This window comes from Myxococcus sp. CA023 (assembly GCF_010998615.1).
Taxonomy (GTDB): Bacteria; Myxococcota; Myxococcia; order Myxococcales; family Myxococcaceae; genus Myxococcus.
The window spans coordinates 31,267-50,848 of sequence record NZ_JAAEAH010000055.1 but is presented as its reverse complement, the minus strand read 5'-3'; the positions used below and the strand labels follow the sequence as shown (position 1 = coordinate 50,848).

Below are 19,582 nucleotides of genomic sequence, written 5' to 3'. Positions count from 1 at the left end.
GCGCACGACGAACGGTCCGTGACAGCCTGGAGGTGCGACAGTACGGTGTCGCCCCCCGTGCGCCACGCCGTCACACAGCTTCTCGCCGCCGTCCTGCTCTCCGCCTGCGTGGCCTCGAAACCCGCGGCTGAAAGTCCCCGTGCATCCGCGACCGGGCCGGCCGTCGTTTCATCGTCCGAGGCCACGTCAGGCCCACAGGACAGCGAAGCGGGCGCTACCGGCACGGATGCATCGGCTTCCGGACCGGCAGCCCCGGGCACACCCGGAGCGTCGTCTGGCGCGACCGACAGCGCACCTGCGACCTCGCCCAACGGCCACGAGGCACCGTCAATGGGCACGGAGACACCGCCGCTAGAGGACCCGCTGGCGCAGGGGATTCCCACGCCGGGAGACCTCAAGCGCCTGGACTTCCGTGGGGGTGAGCCTCGCGTACCCGTGCGCCTGATGGAGGGCCGGAACGAGGTCACCTTCTCTCCGCGAGGCCGGATGCGCCTGCGCTTCGGAGGGCCCGACGAGAAGATGCTCGACGCGGCCGCGGGCACGCGCTGGACGGTCCGGGTGACGCAGGGGAGCCCGGCGGTGCTGTCCGCGCGCGTGCAGTTGGCCGAGTTCCGCATGGCCGACCGCGCGGGACTCCAGGCGGCGCTGGAGTCATGGCGTGAGAAGGGGCTCGCGGTCCGGGCCCAGGTCCTGGGCTCCGTCTACGGCATCGCTGGCAAGGTCATCGACAACCGGCGCACCCTGCTGTTGGTGGACGAGGTCCTCACGCCCGAGGCCGCCGGCCTCAAGCAGGCAGAGCTGCTGCGCAGCCACGGCGTCCAGACGACGCTCTTCGAGGAGGTGCGCACGCCCTCCAAGGCCATCCTGGAGGTGCGCGACGAGGCGGGCGTCGTCGTGGGCATGGCCCAGGACCGGCTGGACGCGGAGACGCCCGACGGCGCGGGCTTCGACGTGCGTCAGGTCGAATATGGCGTGGGCTACGACTTCCACGGCTTCGAGGACCGCACCTTCCGGGGCGCGCTCCAACTCGTCGTGGACCGTTCGGGCCAACTCGCGGTGGTGAACGTCGTTCCCCTGGAGGACCTGCTCAAGGGATTGGTCCCCGCGGAAATCTTCGCCCGCGCCCACTCGGAGGCGCTCAAGGCCCAGGCCGTCACCGCGCGCGGCGAGGTGTTGGCGAAGGTGGGCATCAAGCACCTGGCGGACCCCTACCTCCTGTGCTCGGAACAACACTGCGCCGTCTATCGGGGCCGTACCGGTGAGGCCGCCAGCACCACCGCCGCGGTGGAGGCCACCCGGGGCGAGGGACTCTTCAGTGAGGACGGCCGCCTGGTGGACTCCGTCTACAGCGCAGTCTGCGGCGGCCACACCGAGGACAACGACGTGGTGTGGGGCGGACCTCCGGACCCCAGCCTGCGTGGCCGCCCGGACGTCATCGGCCCCGTGGGCGCCCATCCCCTGCCCGCCAGCCTGGAGCGCTGGCTGACGACCGCCAACCTCCCGGCGGCCTGCCGGCTGTCCAGCTTCGCGCAGCCCAGCAAGTTCCGGTGGGAGAAGCGCTTCACGGCCGAGCAGGTGGACACCCGCCTGAAGCGGCTGGGCGTGGGGCGCGTCCAGGCCCTGGCGCTGACGGACCGGGGCGTCTCCGGCCGCGCGGCCGTGCTGACGGTGTCCGGCGACAAGGGGGCCACCCAGGTGCGCGGCGAGCTCAACATCCGCCGCCTGTTCGGCATGCTCAACAGCAGCATGGCGGTGGTGGAGGCCGAGCGGGACGCCGGGGGCCGACTCACCGGCTGGCTTTTCCGTGGCGGGGGCTGGGGGCACGGCGTAGGAATGTGCCAGACGGGCGCCATTGGCCGGGCGGAGGCCGGGCAGCGCTACCAGGACATCCTCCGTCACTACTTCAACGGTGCCACGGTGGCCCCCATCTATTGAGGCTGGGAGGGGTTATCCTTCAAACCCGTGCGCGGCCCGCGAGTCGACCTGACCTTTTACCTGTTCAGCCGCGAACGCGACGGGACTAGTCCGCCCGTTCGGAGGTTTATCATCCCGCCGTGAGCACGGGTTCTCCAACAAACTGGCGCCGCCGGAGGCGGCAGGGGTCGTCCGCGGGGCGTTTCGCCGCGGCGATTGCGCTCGCCCTGCTCCTCCATGCCGTCTACGTGGGCACCCTGCTTCTGACGAGTTCGTTCCAGGGCGACGGGAAGTCACGCAAGCCGGTGACGCGGCCCACCTCCGTGGCCGTACGTCCGCTCACCGCCGACCAATGGGCGCAGAACCGCGGCAAGGCCTCCCCTCAGACGAAGTCCCAGGCGTCGGAGCGTCCCAAGGCCCAGGACAAGAAGCCGGAGGAGAAGAAGCCCGACGAGACGCCCAAGGGTCAGGTGGTGGACGTCGCGCCCGGCAACAACGAAGTGGACCCGAACGCGAAGTACCTCGCGGAGAGCAACAACCGCGTGAACAAGGAGACGCGCGCTCGGGAGCAGACGCCCTTCTACCGGAACGCCATGCCCCAGCGGACGGCGCCGCAGAATCAAGAAGGTCAGGATACGGACGCGCAGTCGCCGCCGCGCATGGCCGGCAACAACGGCATGGGCAACGACGACCGGCCCGTGTCCCAGGGTGGCCAGAAGCCCGCCTTCGAGATTCCCGACGCCCGCAAGAAGAACGAGGTGGCGATGAAGACGGACCCGACGTCGCCGGGTCCGGGCATGGCGGTGAACAACCAGAACGAGAGCGACGAGGTGGTGGGCAACTCCAAGCGCCTCAACATCCAGCCCGGCACCGGCGGCGAGGAAGCCGGCTCCACGGGCCGCGCGGGCGCTCCGGGGCTGGCGTCGCTGACGCCGTCGCGCGCCGTCATGGACAAGGTCCTGGGCGCCGCGCCCAACGACCACCTGCAGGACGCCGAGGAAGGCGATGGCACCCTCCTCAACACGCGTGAGTGGAAGTACGCCAGCTTCTTCAACCGCGTGAAGCAGAGCGTGGGCATGCACTGGAACCCCAACGAGCAGCTGCGCCGGAGAGACCCCACCGGTGGCATCTACACGGGGCGGGACCGGTACACGCTGCTGCAAATCACGCTCGACGAGCGCGGCCAGGTGACGGACATCCAGGTGGAGAAGAGCAGCGGGCTCGACTTCCTCGACTTCGAGGCAGTGTCGTCCTTCAAACGCGCGCAGCCCTTCCCCAACCCGCCGCCCGGCCTGCTGTCGGACGACTCCAAGGTGAAGTTCCAGTTCGGATTCTTCATGGAAATGGGCGGCGGCCCGAAGATGCGGCTGTTCCGCCAGCCCAACTGAGCACGCACTGAAGTACCGTGCGGCGCCGTGGAAGCAACGACGCTCACCGACAGAAACCTCGCGCAGCAGGAGCGGAACCGGAAGGTCCGCAAAGTGCTGCTGGGCATCCTGGTGGCCAACTGGGTGGTGGCCAGCGCCAAGCTGCTCTTCGGAATGATCAGCCAGTCCGCGGCGGTGACGGCGGACGGGCTGCACTCGTTCATCGACGGCGGCTCCAACGTGCTGGGGCTGGTGGCCATGGGTGTGGCGTCACGCCCGGCGGACGAGGACCACCCCTACGGCCACGGCAAGTTCGAAGCGCTCGCGTCGCTGGGCATTGGCGCGATGATTGGCGTGGGCATGCTGGAGCTGGGGCGCATGGCGCTCGACTCGGTGCTCAACGACAAGCATCCGCAGGTGACGGGCACCATGGCGGCCGTCATGGCCTTCACCCTGGTGGTGAACATGGTGGTGACACGGGTGGAGCGGTACTACGGGCGCAAGTACAAGAGCTCCCTGCTGCTGGCGGACGCGAGCCACACGATGTCCGACGTCTACGTCACCCTCGCGGTACTGGGCTCCCTGCTGCTGGTGTGGCTGGGCTACCCGCGCGCGGATGGGCTGATTGCGCTGGCCGTGATGGTGTTCGTGGCCTGGGTGGCCTACGGCATCGTCCGGCAGGCGGTGGGCATCCTCTCCGACACGGCGCGCCTGGACCCAGACGAGGTGAAGCGGCACACGCTGGCCGTGCCGGGCGTGCGCTCCTGCCGCGACGTGCGCAGCCGCGGCATGGAGGAGAGCGTCTACGTGGACCTCAAAATCGAGGTGGACCCGCAGCTCACCACCGCGCAGGCCCATGAAGTGGCGGACCGGGTGGAGCGCACGCTGCAAGGTGCCTATCCCCAGGTGGTGGACGTGGTGGTCCACGTGGAGCCGGACCGCACCGCACTGGCCACGCCCGCGTAAAGACGAGGGCCGCCTCCCCGACAAGGGAGACGGCCCATGGCATCACCCGATGCGCGGGATGCGTCAGGCCGTGGCGGCCTTCGGCTCCGGCGACATGTAGTCCTCGATGGGCGGGCACGAGCAGACCAGCTTCCGGTCACCGAGCACGCTGTTGAGCCGGCCCACGGAGGGCCAGAACTTGTTGTCGCGGACCCACGGAGTGGGGAACACGGCCTGCTCGCGCGAGTAGGGACGGTTCCACTCCGGCGCGGCGACGACACGCGCGGTGTGCGGGGCGTGCTTGAGGACGTTGTTGTCCTTGGGCATGCGGCCCTCCTCGATGTCCCGAATCTCCTGACGGATGGCGATCATCGCGTCGCAGAAACGGTCCAGCTCCGCCTTGGACTCGCTCTCCGTCGGTTCAATCATGAGCGTGCCCGCCACCGGGAAGGACACGGTGGGCGCGTGGAAGCCGTAGTCCATGAGCCGCTTGGCCACGTCCTCCACCTCCACGCCCGCCGTCTTCTTGAGCGGGCGCAGGTCGACGATGCACTCGTGCGCCACCTTGCCGCGCTTGCCCCGGTACAGCACCGGGTAGTGGGCGTTGAGCCGCTCGGCGACGTAGTTGGCGTTGAGGATGGCCAGCTTGGTGGCCTGGGTGAGGCCCTCGCCGCCCATCATCGCGATGTACATCCAGGAGATGAGCAGGATGCTCGCGCTGCCCCACGGCGCCGCGGAGATGGCGCCAATGGCCTCCGAGCCGCCCGTCTGGATGACGGGGTGCCCCGGCAGGAACTTCACCAGGTGGCTGGCCACGCAGATGGGGCCCATGCCCGGGCCGCCGCCGCCGTGCGGGATGCAGAACGTCTTGTGCAGATTGATGTGGCACACGTCCGCGCCAACCAACCCGGGCGATGTGAGGCCCACCTGCGCGTTGAGGTTGGCGCCGTCCATGTACACCTGGCCGCCGCGCTCGTGGACGATGGCGCAGATTTCGCGAATCTCCTCCTCAAACACGCCGTGGGTGGACGGGTACGTCACCATCAGCGCGGCGAGCGCGTCCTTGTGCGCCTCCGCCTTCGCGCGCAGGTCATCCAGGTCGATGTTGCCGTTCTCATCGCACTTGGTGACGACGACCTTGTAGCCGGCCATCACCGCTGATGCCGGGTTGGTGCCGTGCGCGGAGGACGGAATCAAGCACACGTCCCGGTGCCCCTGGCCGCGGCTCTGGTGGTACGCGCGGATGACGAGCAGGCCCGCGTACTCACCCTGGCTTCCGGCGTTGGGCTGGAGCGAGCAACCCGCGAAGCCCGTCACCTGCGTCAGCATCTGCTCCAGCTGCTCGAAGATGACCTTGTAGCCAGCCGCCTGCGAGGTGGGCGCGAACGGGTGCAGCCGCCCGAACTGGGGCCACGTCACCGGAATCATCTCCGCGGTGGCGTTGAGCTTCATGGTGCAGCTGCCCAGCGGAATCATCGAGTGCGTGAGGGACAGGTCCTTCGCCTCGAGCCGCCGGATGTAGCGCAGCATCTCCGTCTCGGAGTGGTAGCTGTGGAAGACGGGGTGCGTGAGGTACGCGCTCGAGCGGCGCAGCCCCTGCGACACGGCGCTCTCCACGCCGTCACCCACCAGGTCCGCAAGCACCGGCGCGGAGGACTTGCCGGTGCCGGTGGCGAAGGCCGCCAGGATGTCCTCCACGTCCGCGGGCCGCGTCGTCTCGTCCAGGGACACGCCCAGCGTCTTCTCGTCGATGCGGCGGAAGTTCATCCGCGCCGCCTCGGCGGCCCCCAGCACCGCGCGCACGTGCGCGGCCGTCAGCTCCACGCGCAGCGTGTCGAAGTACTGGTCGTGCTTCAGCTTGAGGCCCAGCTTCGCCAGCCCGCGCGCCAGCAGCACCGTCAGGCCGTGCACGCGCTCGGCGATGGCCTTCAGCCCGGAGGGGCCGTGGTAGACGGCGTACATGCTGGCGATGACGGCCAGCAGCACCTGCGCGGTGCAGATGTTGCTCGTCGCCTTCTCGCGGCGGATGTGCTGCTCACGCGTCTGGAGCGCCATGCGCAGCGCGCGGCGCCCCTGCGCGTCCTCGGACACGCCGATGATGCGGCCGGGCATGACGCGGGTGTACGCGTTCTTCGTGGCGAAGTAGCCCGCGTGCGGGCCGCCGTAGCCCATGGGCACGCCGAAGCGCTGGGCGCTGCCCACCGCCACGTCCGCGCCGAACTCACCCGGCGGCGTCAGCAGCGTCAGGCTGAGCAGGTCCGCGGCCACCACGAACAGGCCGCCCGCGGCGTGCACCTGCTCGCCGAAGGCCCGGTAGTCATGCACCGCGCCGTCGGTGGTCGGGTACTGCACCAGCGCGCCCACGAACTTCTTCGAGCTCAAGTCCACCGTGCGGTGGTCGCCCACCACCACCTCCACGCCCAGCGGCTGGGCGCGGGTGCGCACCACGTCCACCGTCTGCGGGTGGCAGCCGTCGGAGACGAAGAAGGCCGCGCCGGACTCCTCGCCCTTCTGGTGCACGGCCAGGGCCAGGGCCATGGCCTCGGCGGCGGCGGTGCCTTCATCCAGCAGCGAGGCGTTAGCCACCTCCAGACCCGTCAGGTCCATGACCAGTGTCTGGAAGTTGAGCAGCGCCTCCAGCCGGCCCTGCGCAATCTCCGCCTGATAGGGCGTGTACTGGGTGTACCAGCCCGGGTTCTGGAAGACGTTGCGGAGGATGACGTTCGGCGTGTGCGTGTCGTGATAGCCCATGCCGATGAAGGACCGGAACACCTGGTTCTTCGCGGCGATGGACTCCAAGGCCGCCAGCAGTTCGTGCTCGCCGCGCGCGGTCGCGAGCTTCAGCGGCTCCTTGGCGCGGATGGCGGGCGGGACTGCCTGGTCGATGAAGGCATCGAGCGAGTCCACGCCCAGCGCGGACAGCAGCTGCTTCAGCTCGGTGTCATCCGGACCATTGTGACGGCCGGCAAACGGCTCCTGATACTTCCAGTTCAAGGACATGGCTTTGTAGCTCGCGGGCGAGTCGTGCGTCGAGAAGTCGAGGACCGTCCCTAACAGCCAGTCCCCTTCCCTTCACTCTCAGCTGTTCTGGAGCAGGGCGGTGTACGCGGCGGCGTCCAGGAGTCCGTCCACCTGCTTGGGGTCCGAGGGCTCGATTTCCACAATCCAGCCCGCACCGTAGGGGTCGGTGTTCACGGTGGAGGGGTTGTCCGACAGCCCGTCGTTCACCTTCACCACCTTGCCCGTCAGCGGCGAGTACAGCTCCGACACCGCCTTGGTGGACTCGATGACGCCGAACTGCTTGCCCTCCGTCACCGTGGAGCCCACCTTGGGCAGCTCCACGTAGACCACGTCGCCCAGGGACTCCTGCGCGTGCTGCGTGACGCCCACCACCACCGAGGTGCCCTGGACGCGGGCCCACTCGTGCTCACGGGTGTACTTCAGGTCGCCGGGGATGTTGTCGGCCATGTCGTTGCTCCTGGTTGGAACGGGAATGCTTCAGGGCTTCTTGTGGAACGGGGTCTTCACCACCACGGCGGGCACCGCGCGGCCGCGGATGTCCACGTCGAAGGTGGAGCCCTCCGCGGACAGCTCGGTGGGCACGTAGCCGATGCCAATGGCCTTCTTCACGGTGGGGCCCATGGTGCCGCTGGTCACCTCCCCCACCGGCGCGCCGTCCTTGAGGATGGCGTAGCCGTGGCGCGGAATGCCGCTGCCGGTCAGCTCGAAGCCCACCAGCTTGCGCTTCACGCCCGCGGCCTTCTGCGCCACCAGCGCTTCCTTGCCAATGAAGGCCGCCTTGTCGAGCTTGACGATCCACCCCAGCCCGGCTTCCAGCGCGGTGTGCTGGTCGTCGATGTCGTTGCCGTAGAGCGCGTACTTCATCTCCGTGCGGAGGCTGTCCCGGGCGCCCAGGCCACACGGCTTCACGCCGTCCTGCTGGCCTTCGGTGAGCAGCGCGTCCCACAGGGCCACCGCGTCCCCGGCCGCGCTGTACAGCTCGAAGCCGTCCTCGCCGGTGTAGCCGGTGCGGGAGATGAGGCACTTCACACCGGCGACCTCGCCCTCGGCGAAGCGGTAGGTGCCAATCTTCGACAGGTCCGTCTTCGTCAGGCGCTGGACCAGGCCGGTGGCCTTGGGGCCCTGCACGGCAATCTGCGCGTAGTCGTCGCTCCGGTCCACGGGTGCCACACCCTTGGCGTGCGTCTTCATCCACGCGACGTCCTTCTCGCGGTTGCTGGAGTTGACGCAGATGAGGATGCGCTCGGGGCTGAAGCGGTAGGCGACCACGTCGTCCACGAAGGTGCCCCGCTCGTCGAGCAAGCCCGCATACACCGCCTGCCCGTCCGCGACGCGGGCCAGGTCGTTGGAGATGAGCGCGTTGACCGTGTCCAGCGCGCCGGGGCCGGAGAACTCCACCTCGCCCATGTGGGAGACGTCGAACAGGCCGACGCCGGTGCGCACGGCTTCATGCTCGCCGATGACGGAGCTGTACTGGACGGGCATGTCCCAGCCAGCGAAGTCGACCATCCGGGCCCCCAGCTTGCGGTGGGCCGCGTTGAGGGGCGTTTGCCGGGCCATCTTCATTCTCCTGGAGGGGTGTGGAAAACGGCGCGGACTATAGCCGCGAGACTTGCCCGATCAAGGACGACGCGGAGCGTCTACACTGGGGGCGACATGAAGATTCGTAATCGGTTGAATCCTTCCGACCCGTGCTTCTCCTTCGAGTTCTTCCCGCCCCGGACGGACGAGGGCGAGGCCAACCTGCTCAAGGCGCTGGAAGACCTGGCGACCCTGCAGCCGGGTTTCGTCTCCGTGACGGAAGGCGCGGGAGGCAGCACTCGGGCGAAGACGGTGGAGTTGGTGCTGCGCATCAAGCAGGAGGCGGGCATCGAGGCGATGGCGCACCTGACGTGCGGGGGGCACTCCCCGGCGGAGTTGCGCACCGTGTTGGAGCGGCTGTCCGCCGCGAAGGTGGACAACGTCCTGGTGCTGCGTGGAGACCCGCCCAAGGGCCAGACACTCTTCGAGCCCGCGCCCGGGGGTTTCCGCTACGCGTCGGAGATGGTGCGATTCATCCGAGAAGAGGATTTCAACTTCTGCCTCGGGGGAGCGTGCTATCCGGAGGGCCACGTGGAGACGCCCTCCCGTGACGACGACCTGCGTCATCTCAAGGCCAAGGTGGATGCCGGCCTGGACTTCGTGGTGACGCAGCTCTTCTTCGACAACGCGTTCTACTTCGACTTCGTGGAGCGGGCGCGCCGCGCGGGCATCAACGTCCCCATCGTCCCCGGCATCATGCCCATCACCAACTACGAGCAGATCCAACGATTCACGCGCCTGTGCGGAGCCACCGTGCCCATGCGCCTGGCGTTGCAGCTCGAGCGGGTGAAGGACAACCCGGAGGCCATGGCCCAGCTCGGCGTGGCCCATGCGACGGTGCAGTGCATGGAGCTGCTGTCGCGCGGCGTGCCTGGCATCCACTTCTACACGCTCAACAAGTCCCCGGCGACGCGGATGATCGTGAGCGCACTGCGAGCCCGTTCATGAGTGGTCCTGGAATCCACCTGCCCCCAAGCGACCCGCGTAGCAAGGTCCTCAACATCATCCGTCCGCCCGCCTTCTTCCTGCTGTGCGTGGGCGTGCTGAACGTCATCTACAACATCGCCGGTTTCGTGCTGGCGGCGCTGAAGGTGACCTCCCCCTTCGTCCCCGCGGGCGCGGAGGCCTCCACGCTGGAGCTGTCACCCACGCTGGCGCTGATGCTGCTGGTGGGCATCCTCTGCGGGGTGCTGTCCGCCTGGGGCGCCATCAGCGCGCTCAACCTGAAGGGCTACGGTCTGGCCACGGTGGGCGGCATCACCGCGCTCTACATCCTGTCCCCCGGCTGCGTCATTGGCGTCCCGGTGGCCGTGTGGATGCTCTTCACCTTGCGTCGAGACGGGGTTCGCGAAGCCTTCCAGGCCTGAGCGTTCAAAACGCGGCGGTTGGAGCGTCAGCCAACCGCCGTGAATTGATGTTCAGGCCACACCGCCCGCGGCCACGCCTCCTGGCATCTGAAGCCCGGCGCTCCCTCTGACGCAGCCCCCACTCTGTTCACCAATGGCGCTCCCCCTGCCCTGGGGTTGCAGCCGTGCGGGCTTTCACACTTTCTCGGTTTCCCTCACTTTCGTAGCCACACAAGGAGGGGCGCGCACGTCGAGTGCCGCCTCCCAGCGCAGGGGTGGCCATGATTGCGTTTGAGGTCGAGCGGGGAACGCCTGAACCTTTGACGGAGCTGGCTCGGCGGCTGAGCCGCGCGGAGGAGAAGGACCGTGCCCGGGGCATGTTCTTCCTGGGGGCGCTGGACGTGGTCCGGAAGGAAGCGGGGGAAGCCGCCGCGGCGCGGTGCCTGGCGGCCTCGCGCGAGCGCGCCTTCGTGCCCTTCTTCCTGTACCCCATCACCAGCTTCCTGCGGCTGTCCTTCAGCGCCGCGGGGTTGCTGGCGCCGCGGCTGGGCGGCTTCGAGGCGGCCATGCGGACCATTGGCGCCCGGTCCGCGCAGGACTTCCTGAGCACCGTGGTGGGGCGCAGCTTCCTGGCGTTGTCCGGTGGCTGCCCGCGCCGGCTCGTCAGCAACCTGCCGTCCGGCTACAGCACCGCCGTCAGCTACGGCGAGCGGGACGTGGAGTGGATGGGCGAGCGCCAGGGCCGCCTCAACATGTTCCGCGACTTCATGCCGCACAGCTACCACGAGGGCGTGCTTCGCGCGGCGCTGGCCGCCATTGGCGCCCGCGACACGCACATCCGCGGGCGTGCCACGGGCCTGCTGGATGGCGAGTACGAGGTGTCCTGGAGCTAGAGGGCGGCCTCGGCGGCGGGGCAACCCGCCGGGAGGCAGAGGGTGAAGACGCTGCCCTCCCCTTCCCGGCTCTCCACGCGCAGGGTGCCGCCGTGCTGCCGCACCGTGCTGGCCACCACCGACAGTCCCAGGCCCGTGCCCGCGGGCTTCGTCGTGAAGAGCGGCTCGAAGATGCGCTCCTGCATCGCCTCCGGGATGCCCATGCCGTTGTCGGACACGCGGATGATGAAGGCGCTGCCATTGCCGCCTTCCGCGAACACGTCCACCCGGCCCAGACGGCCCGCGGGCATGGCCTCCACGGCGTTCTGCACCAGGTTGATGAGCACCTTGCGCAGCAGCTCCCGGTCGACCCAAGGCGATTCCAGCGAGAGGGGGACGCTGTTCTGGATGCGCACGCCTTCGCGGCCCGGCACCACGTCCAGCACCTCCTCCATCAACGCGTGCAGCGAGCAGGGCCGCAGCTCCAGCGGACGTTCGCGGGCGAAGTCCAGCAGTTCGGAGGAGATGCGTGAACACACCGCCAGCTCGCGCTCGATGATTTCCAGGAAGCGCTGGAGCCGCTGGTCCGCCAGCGTCACGTCCAGCTTGCGCAGGTGACGGACGACCACGGCGTTGGCGGTGCGGGCCGCGGCCAGCGGGTTGCGCAGCTCGTGGCTCACCGTCGCCGTCATCCGCCCCACCGCCGCCAGCTTCTCCACCCGCGCGGCCTGTTCGCGGTAGGAGCTCATCTCCCGGCGCACGCGTGCCAGCGCATGCTCATGGTCCACGCGCTCGTTCGCGTACGCGCCCTCCAGCAACACCTGCTGCACCGCCACGCGCCGCATCTCCCCCAGCGTCTCGCGGCACGCAATCACCAGCACCCCGTTGACGAACACCATCCAGAAGGCGTGCTCCAGGAAGCGCCACCACGCGGGATTCGACACGCCGAAGATGGACTCTGGCCACCAGATGCCGCGCAGGCAGTGCTCCAGCACCGCCGTGGCGGTGGCGGTCGCCATCACCGCCGGGTCCCGGTAGAAGGCCAGGAAGGCCAGCGAGCCGAACACATAGAAGTGCGTTTCGATGCGGCCACCCGTCAGGTGGATGAAGAGCGCGGCCCAGAGCATCTGCGCTACCGCCACCACGTGCCGCGTGACGACGTCCCCGGGCCGCAGCCGCACCAGCACCAGTGGGAAGGCGGACAGCAGGGCACCCAGCACCACCGCCACGTGCAGATGGGGATGCACCACCCGCGACGTCCCCTGCCAGGCGAAGGGCGACAGCACCGCCGCCACCGCGATGGCGACCAGCCACTGCCCCACCATCAGCACCGCGAAGCGAGAGTCCACCCGCCGTCGCACGGCCTCCAGGTGCTCGCCGAGCAGTGCTTCCACCCGCACCTCAAGCGCGTCGACCCCACGTGTGAGCACCATGTTGCCGGAAGTCTCCGTTGACACGGTACCCTCCGTCCGCACGTTCTCCCCGCGTGTATGGCCGAATCGCCCCCGAAGCACAGGCGCGCCCACATCCTGGTCAATCATTGCGTGACTCACCCCGGCCATACCGGCCCCCCCGGATGAGTCGCATCCTAACCCCTTACACACCCCTGGCAATCCAAACTTGTCGGAATAAGCGGACTGTTCCAACAGAAACATGCAACTTGCCCTCGGGGCTCGTTGATGACGCTGTGAAACACACCGTCACCCGCTCGTTCCATCGACAGGGATTGAACAAGCGTCGAACAACCGTGGCATGTGTCAGGGGGTGGGCATGGTAACCATCACCAGTTGCTCCGGAGGGGCCAGCGACCCGTGCACAGGCTGACACTGGGCGGGCGTGGGGGTGCCAGTGCCTATCCCCTGAGTCCCCGAGGTCGGCGCGGCGCTCACACAGACCTGGTAGCTGCCCGGCACGACACTCGCGAATCGCGCGGGCTCGCTCAGGGGCGACGCCGGGTCAAACTCAACTCACGGCGCACTTGAGCAGCCTCTGCAACATGGGATGTAACAACTCGCCCCCGCGCAACGACTCACGCCAACGCGCGGGGATGCCATTCACGCCGTGGATGAGCCCGGCGATACCTCCCGCCACCGCCGCGGTGGTGTCGGTATCCCGGCCCAGGCGCACCGCGGCCTTCACCACCTGCGCGTAGGTGTCGTGCTCGACCACGCACTGGTACGCGGAGCGGAGGCAATCCACCACGTAGCCCGTGCCCGTGCCTCGAATCTCCTCCCAGCCCGGCGGCAGGACATGCGTGTCCAGTTCGGTGCGAGCCTCGAAGCCTTCGGGATACAGTTTGCGAAACGTCTCCACCGCGTCCGTCCATGCATCCGAAGCACGCGCGCCCTGAAGGATGCGGCGGGCCCACAAGCAATACAGCGCACAGCACACCTGGGAGCGCATGTGTCCATGCGTGACGCGAGACTGAGTCATCGCGTCCGAGGCGAGCTTCGCGTCATTGCCTGAATGCCAGAGCGCCAATGGCAGCACGCGCATCAACGAGCCATTGCCGTTGTCCCGTTCGCCCTTGGGGCCGGCCATCAGCGCGGGCGTCCCTGCGTGGACCATGGCCAGGGCCGTGCGAGTCTGGATGCCCACGTCGAACACCTGGCCATCCACCGCGAGGTAGCCCCACTCCAGCCAGTTCACCAGGCGGCGGCCCAGGTCTTCCGGGTCCAATCGCCCATGGAAGAGCAACGAGTCCAGCAGGCACAGCGCATGCGCGCCATCGTCGGACCAGGTCCCCGGCGGAACCCCGTCATGCGCGCGCTGGAAGCCCTCGGGCGGCTGGAAGTCGATGTCCTCGGGCGGTGGAATCCGCGCGGGTGCGTGGAACTCGTAGGGCACGCCCAAGGCGTCCCCCACCAGCAATCCGTAGATTCCCCCGGCGATCTGCTCCTCGCGACTCGGCATGGTGTTGCCTCCCCCACGGTGAGGCCAAACACGCTAGGACAACGCCCGAGCGCGCGTACAGCGGACGCACGCCGCTGAACGCTGGCGGCCATGGCTGTCGCAACAAAATTGCGCCATCAGGCCCCACCATGCAGGCTTCCACGCGAACCGGGCCATGCCGAGCCCCCACGTCCAGGAGCCCTCATGTCCGCCGTATCGCCCCTTGCCCAACCCGAGGCCTGGAACCTGGTGGCGCCGGAGTACGTGCGCGAGCTGATGCCCACCTTCGAGACGTTCTCCAGGGATGCCCTGCTCCGGGCCGGCGTGGCGCAAGGGACGCGTGTCGTGGACGTCGCCACGGGGCCGGGCACGCTCGCGCTGCTCGCCGCGCGCGACGGCGCCCGCGTCACAGCTGTGGATTTCTCTCCGGAGATGATCGCCGCCCTGCGCGCCCGGACCGCGGAGGCGAAGCTCGACATCGACATCCTGGAGGGTGACGGCATGGCGCTGCCCTTCGAGGCGAACGCGTTCGACGCCGCCTTCTCCATGTTCGGCCTGATGTTCTTCCCGGACCGGGCACGTGGCTTCCAGGAGCTTCACCGGGTACTGAAGCCGGGCGGCCGGGCCGTCGTGTCCAGTTGGACGCCCTTCGAACGCTCGAAAGAGCTGCGCGCCGTGTACACGCGCCTCTGGGAGCAGATGGGCGCGAAGCCATCGCAGCCGGGCACCATCCCTCTGTGCGACCCCGACACCTGTCAGCGGGAGATGTCCAGCGCGGGCTTCACCCACGTCACGGTGAACGAAGTGGAAGGCTCCATCGACTACCCGTCCACGGCGGCCATGGTGGATGCCACCACCCGCTCCAGCGCGCCCGTCGTGCTGGCACGCAGGGCGCTGGGCGCGCAGTGGGAGCCGCTGCTCTGGTCCATGCACGAGCACGCGCAGGCGGAGCTGGGACCGGGGCCCCAGCGCGTCACCCTCACGGCCTACCTGACGACAGGCACCAGGCCGTAGCGGACGGCCGCGTCGAGCGTGTTGCGCATCAGCATGGCGATGGTCATGGGCCCCACGCCACCGGGCACGGGGGTGATGAACGACGCGCGCTCGGCGGCGGCCGCGAACTCCACGTCGCCCACGAGCTTGCCGTCCGGCTTGCGATTCATCCCCACGTCAATCACCACCGCGCCGGGCTTGATCCACGCGCCCTTCACCAACTCGGCCCCCCCCACCGCCACCACCAGGATGTCCGCGCCCTCCACTTCACGGCGCAGGTCGCTCTTGCTGTGGCAGATGGTCACCGTGGCGTTCTTCTGGAGCAGCATCAGCGCCATGGGCTTGCCCACGATGTTGCTGCGCCCCACCACCACCGCCCGCTTGCCCGCGGGGTCGCAGCCAATCTCCTCCAGCAGCCGCATCACCCCGTAGGGCGTGCACGCCCGGGTGGTGGACCGGCCCAGCAGCAGGTTGCCGGCGTTGAGCGGGTGGAAGCCGTCCACGTCCTTCTCCGGCTTCACGGCGGAGATGATGACGTCCGGGTCGATGTGCTTGGGCAACGGCAGCTGGACCAAGATGCCGTGCACCGCCGGGTCCGCGTTGAGCTGGTGGATGACCTCCAGCAGCGCCGCCTGGGAGATGCCCTCGTCCGGGTGGAGCTCCCAGGAGCGGAAGCCCACCTCCTCCGCGGCCTTCTTCTTCCCATTGACGTAGACCTTGGAGGCGGGGTCCTCCCCCACGCGCACCACGGCCAGCCCCGGCGTCAGGCCATGCTCGTACTTGAGCCGGTCGACCTCCGCCTTGACCTCCGCTCGCACGCGCGCCGCAACTGCCTTGCCATCAATCAACTGGGCGTTCACCCATGCCACTCTATGCGAAACTCCCCCGCCGGAAAGGGAGCGGAACGTCGGCCATGGGCGCAGGAACAGTTCTGGGAGCAATGCTGGGGTTGATGGCGGGGCTGCTCGTGGGCAGCCCCTGGGCCATTGTCCTGCTGCTCATCGCGGGCGGCTTCGCGGGGCGCTACTACGACGCCCAGAACGCCCTACCGCCCGAAGACCCGGAGGCGTTGTCCGGCTTCTCCCACGCCCCCTACGCCTCCGCCCATGACGCCACGTCGGAGGCGGCGCTCGTGCCTCGCGAGGAGGAGCCCTACGAGCAGTTCGCCAGTGACTTGTGCGCAGTGTTCGTCGAGGTGGCCCACGCGGATGGCGAGGTCCGCCGCGACGAGGTGCGCGTGGTGCGGCGCTACTTCCAGACGACCCTGGGCTACGGACCCGAGGCCCTGGAGGTCGTCCGGAGCCACCTCAAGGTCTTCCTGGCCCACCCGCCCGACCTGGACGCGGCCGTCAGCGCCTGCCATGCCCAGCTCCCCTCGGCCGAGCGGCACCGACTGCTGGACACGCTCTACGAGCTGGCGCTGGCAGACGGAGGAATGCAGCGCTCCGAACGGGAGGTCCTGCGCCGCGTCGCCGAGGGCCTGGGCATCTCCGAGGCGGACGAGCAGGCCATCATCGCCCTGCACCTGGGCGCCGGGGATGAACACTACGCCGCGCTGGGCCTGACGCCGGACGCCACCGACGTCGAGGTGAAGCGAGCCTTCCGGCAGCTCGCCGCGGAGCACCACCCCGACAAATCCGCCCACCTCGGCCGTCAGGCCGCCGAGCAGGCCGCCCGCCGCTTCCAGCAGGTCCGCGACGCCTACGAAGAGATTCGGCGCCTGCGCGGGCTGTAGCGCCGGGTTACATCCCTCACAGTCGCCCACGACGAGGACGCACTTTCCGCCATGAGTCAGCAGCGCAACGGCCCCAAGAAGAAGGAAGCGGCTTTCAGCAACAACCCCTTCAAGTCCGCCATCCAGGTGATGAAGGAGCAGGAGAAGAAGGAGGCGCAGGAGAAGGCCGCGGCGGAGGTCGTGAAGCGCAAGGTCGCGGCGCCCCCGCCCCGGGCCACGAAGGCGCCCAAGGTCCGCGAGGAGGACGATGCCTCCCTCTTCTTCTCCGCCATGGACGGCGTGCAGCAGCTCACCAACCGGGGCGAAGCGCCCGCGCCCAACCCGCGCCTGCCGGCCATCATCGATGAAAACGCGGAGGCGCTCGCGCAGCTCTCCGAGCTGGTCGCCGGCCAGGGCGACTTCGACTTCACCGGCACGGATGAGTGCATCGAAGGCGCGGGCCCCGGCATCGACCGGAACCTGCTGCGCGCGCTGCGCCGGGGCGACTTCGCCATCCAGGGACAGCTGGACCTGCACGGGAAGACGCAGAACGAGGCGCGCGACGCGCTGGAGCGTTTCCTGGGTGACAGCCGCCGCGCGAAGAAGCGCTGCGTGCTCGTCGTGCACGGTCGCGGTTTGAACTCCAAGGACCAGATTCCCGTGCTGAAGGAGCGGCTCAAGGGATGGCTGTCCGAGAAGCGGATTGGCCGGATGGTGCTGGCGTTCGCTACCGCACGGCCTCAGGACGGAGGCACCGGCGCGGTGTACGTGCTGCTCCGGCGGTAGTCTTTACGCGAGCCCGGCACTGTGCATACATGCCGCCATGGCACGCGATCTGATCGACCTGCATATCCACGTGGGTGGCGCTGTGGCGCCCCACATCCTCTGGTCCATCGCCCACCAGCAGGGCTTCAAGCTCCCGGTGAAGAACTACTTCGACTTCGTGGAGCTCATCACCTCCCGTCCGGGCAAGGTGGGAAGCCTGGACGACTACCTGAAAATCCTCCACACCTGGACGGAGAAGATCCAGTCGTCCCCCAGCGCGATTGAGCGCTCCGTCTACGAGGTCATCGGCAAGGAGTACCGCGGCAGCCGCGTGACGCAGATGGAGCTGCGCTTCAACCCGATGAAGCGCAACCTGAACTCCGAGCTGGACCTGGACCACATCATCCACGCCGCGCTGCGCGGCATGGACCGCGCGGTGCTGGAGTACGGCGTGAAGATGGGCCTCATCTTCTGCCTGGCCCGCGAGTTCGACCACCGGCTCAACAGCATCATCGTGGACAAGGCCATCAAGTACCGCACGCGAGGCGTGTACGGCATCGACCTGGCCGGCACGGAGACGAACGCCATGGAGCTGAAGCCGGAGGTCGTCACCCAGTACGAAGAGCTCTTCTCGCGGGCGCGCCGCGCCGGGCTCAAGTGCACGGTGCACACCGGCGAGACGCGCGGCACCGGCGCCGAGGGTGTCATGGCCGTGGTGGAGAAGCTCCAGCCGCACCGCATCGGCCACGGCATCCGCGCCGCCTACGACGAGCACGCGATGAAGGTGCTGCGCGAGCGCGACATCGTCCTGGAGCTGTGCCCCACGTCCAACCTGCACACCAAGGCCGTGGAGGGCGTGGAGGAGCTGCGCCACATCGTCCGCACCTTCTGGGACCGCAAGGTGAAGTTCACCATCAACACCGACGGCCCCTACCTGCTGGAGACGGACATGCGGCGGGAGATCGACATCATCGAACAGAACGGCATCCTCACGCCCGAGCAGGTGGATCAGACGCTCGCCTGGGCCCGTGAGGCCTCGTTCATCCCTGCTTGAGCCACGCCATGTACGGACTCACCCGCTCGCTCCTCTTCCAGCTCTCCGCGGAGCGCGCGCACCGGCTCGGCATGGCGGGGCTCCACTACCTGGGCCGCTCACGGGACTTGTGCGAGTCCCTGCGCGAGAAGGCCCTGGAGGGCGCCCCGCCCGGCCTGGCCGTCGAGGTGGCCGGCCTGCGCTTCGCCCACCCCGTGGCGCTGGCCGCCGGCCTGGACAAGGACGCGGAGGCGGTGGACGGCCTCTTCGCCTGCGGCTTCTCCGCGGTGGAGATTGGCACCCTCACGCCAAGGCCCCAGCCCGGCAACCCCAGCCCTCGCCTGTTCCGCCTGCCGGAGCACCGCGCGGTCATCAACCGCATGGGCTTCAACAACCACGGCGCGACCCAGGCCGCCGCGCGGCTGAGAATGCAGACGTGGCGTCCGGGCCCGCTGGGGGTGAACATCGGCAAGAACAAGGACACGCCGCTGGAGCAGGCGGTGGATGACTACGTGGCCTGCGTGGACGCGCTGGCGCCCCTGGGCGACTACGTGGTGGTCAACGCCTCGTCCCCCAACACGCCGGGCCTGCGCAAGCTCCAGGAGCCCGAGCAGCTGGGACAGCTCCTGGGGGCGGTGCAGGAGCGCCTGGCCACCGTGGCCCCGGGCAAGCCGCTGTTCCTCAAGATTGCCCCGGATCTGTCCCCCGAGGCCGTGGACGAGGTGGTGGATGTCGCGCGGGCCCAGAAGCTCGCCGGCCTCATCGCCACCAACACCACCGTGGCCCGGCCCTTCGAGCATCCCCTGGCGAAGGAGGCCGGCGGCCTGTCCGGCGCGCCCGTCCGTGAGCCCGCCAACGCCGTCATCCGCCGCGCCTGGCTGCGCAGCGGGGGCGCGCTGCCCATCATCGGCGTGGGGGGCGTCTTCACCGCCCAGGACGTCTACGAAAAGCTGCGCGCGGGCGCGTCGGTGGTGCAGGTGTACACGGGCTTCATCTACGAGGGCCCGGGCATGGTGGGAAACATCCTCCCCGCCCTGGCCACCCTGCTCGCCCGCGACGGCTACAAGCAGGTCCGCGACGTCATCGGCGCCGAGCACCGGAAGCCGGGCGCATCCAACTGACGCATCGCATCAATTCGC

At 68.8% G+C, this 19,582-nt stretch carries 17 protein-coding genes; 11 read left to right on the top strand and 6 right to left on the bottom strand.

The genetic code is table 11. The features are described 5' to 3' along the window. The first annotated feature begins 18 nt into the window (after positions 1-18). The 3 genes from F8M74_RS23590 to F8M74_RS23580 all read left to right on the top strand — a co-directional run bounded on the left by F8M74_RS23590 (position 19) and on the right by F8M74_RS23580 (position 4,247). Complete coding sequence (locus F8M74_RS23590) at positions 19-1,935, top strand: SpoIID/LytB domain-containing protein (RefSeq protein WP_141256263.1); 1,917 nt, start codon at positions 19-21, stop codon at positions 1,933-1,935. Between the two features lie 119 nt (positions 1,936-2,054). Further along, on the top strand, positions 2,055-3,302 hold the full coding sequence (locus F8M74_RS23585) for an energy transducer TonB (protein WP_141256264.1): 1,248 nt from the start codon (positions 2,055-2,057) through the stop codon (positions 3,300-3,302). A 27-nt stretch (positions 3,303-3,329) separates the two neighbouring features. Then, positions 3,330-4,247: a cation diffusion facilitator family transporter gene (locus F8M74_RS23580; RefSeq protein ID WP_141256265.1), complete on the top strand. Its 918-nt coding sequence runs from the start codon at positions 3,330-3,332 to the stop codon at positions 4,245-4,247. Positions 4,248-4,310: 63 nt separating this feature from the next. Here the strand turns inward: F8M74_RS23580 and gcvP are convergent, their stop codons facing one another. The 3 genes from gcvP to gcvT all read right to left on the bottom strand — a co-directional run bounded on the left by gcvP (position 4,311) and on the right by gcvT (position 8,807). Beyond that, positions 4,311-7,226: an aminomethyl-transferring glycine dehydrogenase gene (gcvP, locus tag F8M74_RS23575; RefSeq protein ID WP_141256266.1), complete on the bottom strand. Its 2,916-nt coding sequence runs from the start codon at positions 7,224-7,226 to the stop codon at positions 4,311-4,313. A 78-nt stretch (positions 7,227-7,304) separates the two neighbouring features. Continuing rightward, the gene (gcvH, locus tag F8M74_RS23570) at positions 7,305-7,694 is read right to left on the bottom strand and encodes a glycine cleavage system protein GcvH (RefSeq protein ID WP_090492958.1); all 390 of its coding nucleotides are present in this window, start codon (positions 7,692-7,694) and stop codon (positions 7,305-7,307) included. 30 nt (positions 7,695-7,724) lie between these two features. Further along, positions 7,725-8,807 (bottom strand): glycine cleavage system aminomethyltransferase GcvT, encoded by a 1,083-nt coding sequence (gene gcvT, locus F8M74_RS23565; RefSeq protein ID WP_141256267.1) that lies wholly within the window; start codon positions 8,805-8,807, stop codon positions 7,725-7,727. A gap of 96 nt (positions 8,808-8,903) precedes the next feature. On the opposite strand from gcvT, the gene metF reads away from it, so the two are divergent. From metF to F8M74_RS23550, 3 genes are all read left to right on the top strand, one after another. Continuing rightward, entirely contained in the window at positions 8,904-9,776 is an 873-nt protein-coding gene (metF, locus tag F8M74_RS23560) for a methylenetetrahydrofolate reductase [NAD(P)H] (protein WP_141256268.1), read from the top strand. After that, complete coding sequence (locus tag F8M74_RS23555) at positions 9,773-10,195, top strand: hypothetical protein (protein ID WP_011553094.1); 423 nt, start codon at positions 9,773-9,775, stop codon at positions 10,193-10,195. The genes metF and F8M74_RS23555 overlap by 4 nt, the downstream gene beginning before the upstream one ends. 260 nt (positions 10,196-10,455) lie before the next feature. Then, positions 10,456-11,067 (top strand): DUF2378 family protein, encoded by a 612-nt coding sequence (locus F8M74_RS23550; protein ID WP_216620398.1) that lies wholly within the window; start codon positions 10,456-10,458, stop codon positions 11,065-11,067. On the opposite strand, the gene F8M74_RS23545 is transcribed toward F8M74_RS23550, so the two are convergent. Together F8M74_RS23545 and F8M74_RS23540 are read right to left on the bottom strand one after the other, a co-directional pair. Then, positions 11,064-12,587: a sensor histidine kinase gene (locus tag F8M74_RS23545; RefSeq protein ID WP_141256270.1), complete on the bottom strand. Its 1,524-nt coding sequence runs from the start codon at positions 12,585-12,587 to the stop codon at positions 11,064-11,066. The genes F8M74_RS23550 and F8M74_RS23545 overlap by 4 nt on opposite strands. Positions 12,588-13,008: 421 nt before the next feature. After that, the gene (locus F8M74_RS23540; RefSeq protein WP_141256271.1) at positions 13,009-13,959 is read right to left on the bottom strand and encodes an ADP-ribosylglycohydrolase family protein; all 951 of its coding nucleotides are present in this window, start codon (positions 13,957-13,959) and stop codon (positions 13,009-13,011) included. A 183-nt stretch (positions 13,960-14,142) separates the two neighbouring features. On the opposite strand from F8M74_RS23540, the gene F8M74_RS23535 reads away from it, so the two are divergent. After that, the gene (locus F8M74_RS23535) at positions 14,143-14,952 is read left to right on the top strand and encodes a class I SAM-dependent methyltransferase (protein WP_141256272.1); all 810 of its coding nucleotides are present in this window, start codon (positions 14,143-14,145) and stop codon (positions 14,950-14,952) included. Here F8M74_RS23535 and folD read toward each other — a convergent pair. Next, the gene (folD, locus tag F8M74_RS23530) at positions 14,925-15,791 is read right to left on the bottom strand and encodes a bifunctional methylenetetrahydrofolate dehydrogenase/methenyltetrahydrofolate cyclohydrolase FolD (RefSeq protein ID WP_141256292.1); all 867 of its coding nucleotides are present in this window, start codon (positions 15,789-15,791) and stop codon (positions 14,925-14,927) included. The two genes, F8M74_RS23535 and folD, sit on opposite strands and share 28 nt — an antisense overlap. Positions 15,792-15,844: 53 nt before the next feature. On the opposite strand from folD, the gene F8M74_RS23525 reads away from it, so the two are divergent. The 4 genes from F8M74_RS23525 to F8M74_RS23510 are packed head-to-tail and all read left to right on the top strand — an operon-like array spanning position 15,845 to position 19,564. After that, positions 15,845-16,666, top strand: coding sequence for a TerB family tellurite resistance protein (locus F8M74_RS23525; protein WP_141256273.1), 822 nt, complete (start codon positions 15,845-15,847; stop codon positions 16,664-16,666). Positions 16,667-16,717: 51 nt separating this feature from the next. Next, on the top strand, positions 16,718-17,431 hold the full coding sequence (locus F8M74_RS23520; RefSeq protein WP_141256274.1) for a Smr/MutS family protein: 714 nt from the start codon (positions 16,718-16,720) through the stop codon (positions 17,429-17,431). A 37-nt stretch (positions 17,432-17,468) separates the two neighbouring features. After that, positions 17,469-18,464 (top strand): adenosine deaminase, encoded by a 996-nt coding sequence (locus F8M74_RS23515; RefSeq protein ID WP_140790716.1) that lies wholly within the window; start codon positions 17,469-17,471, stop codon positions 18,462-18,464. An 8-nt stretch (positions 18,465-18,472) separates the two neighbouring features. Continuing rightward, on the top strand, positions 18,473-19,564 hold the full coding sequence (locus F8M74_RS23510) for a quinone-dependent dihydroorotate dehydrogenase (RefSeq protein ID WP_141256275.1): 1,092 nt from the start codon (positions 18,473-18,475) through the stop codon (positions 19,562-19,564). Positions 19,565-19,582 lie beyond the last annotated feature (18 nt).

Bases quoted from the DNA above. Each gene is read 5' to 3' on its own strand.
- gcvP (WP_141256266.1), bottom strand. From the start codon at position 7,226: ATGTCCTTGAACTGGAAGTATCAGGAGCCGTTTGCCGGCCGTCACAAT.
- gcvH (WP_090492958.1), bottom strand. From the start codon at position 7,694: ATGGCCGACAACATCCCCGGCGACCTGAAGTACACCCGTGAGCACGAG.
- gcvT (WP_141256267.1), bottom strand. From the start codon at position 8,807: ATGGCCCGGCAAACGCCCCTCAACGCGGCCCACCGCAAGCTGGGGGCC.
- metF (WP_141256268.1), top strand. From the start codon at position 8,904: ATGAAGATTCGTAATCGGTTGAATCCTTCCGACCCGTGCTTCTCCTTC.
- F8M74_RS23555 (WP_011553094.1), top strand. From the start codon at position 9,773: ATGAGTGGTCCTGGAATCCACCTGCCCCCAAGCGACCCGCGTAGCAAG.
- F8M74_RS23550 (WP_216620398.1), top strand. From the start codon at position 10,456: ATGATTGCGTTTGAGGTCGAGCGGGGAACGCCTGAACCTTTGACGGAG.
- F8M74_RS23545 (WP_141256270.1), bottom strand. From the start codon at position 12,587: ATGATTGACCAGGATGTGGGCGCGCCTGTGCTTCGGGGGCGATTCGGC.
- F8M74_RS23540 (WP_141256271.1), bottom strand. From the start codon at position 13,959: ATGCCGAGTCGCGAGGAGCAGATCGCCGGGGGAATCTACGGATTGCTG.
- F8M74_RS23535 (WP_141256272.1), top strand. From the start codon at position 14,143: ATGTCCGCCGTATCGCCCCTTGCCCAACCCGAGGCCTGGAACCTGGTG.
- F8M74_RS23525 (WP_141256273.1), top strand. From the start codon at position 15,845: ATGGGCGCAGGAACAGTTCTGGGAGCAATGCTGGGGTTGATGGCGGGG.
- F8M74_RS23520 (WP_141256274.1), top strand. From the start codon at position 16,718: ATGAGTCAGCAGCGCAACGGCCCCAAGAAGAAGGAAGCGGCTTTCAGC.
- F8M74_RS23515 (WP_140790716.1), top strand. From the start codon at position 17,469: ATGGCACGCGATCTGATCGACCTGCATATCCACGTGGGTGGCGCTGTG.
- F8M74_RS23510 (WP_141256275.1), top strand. From the start codon at position 18,473: ATGTACGGACTCACCCGCTCGCTCCTCTTCCAGCTCTCCGCGGAGCGC.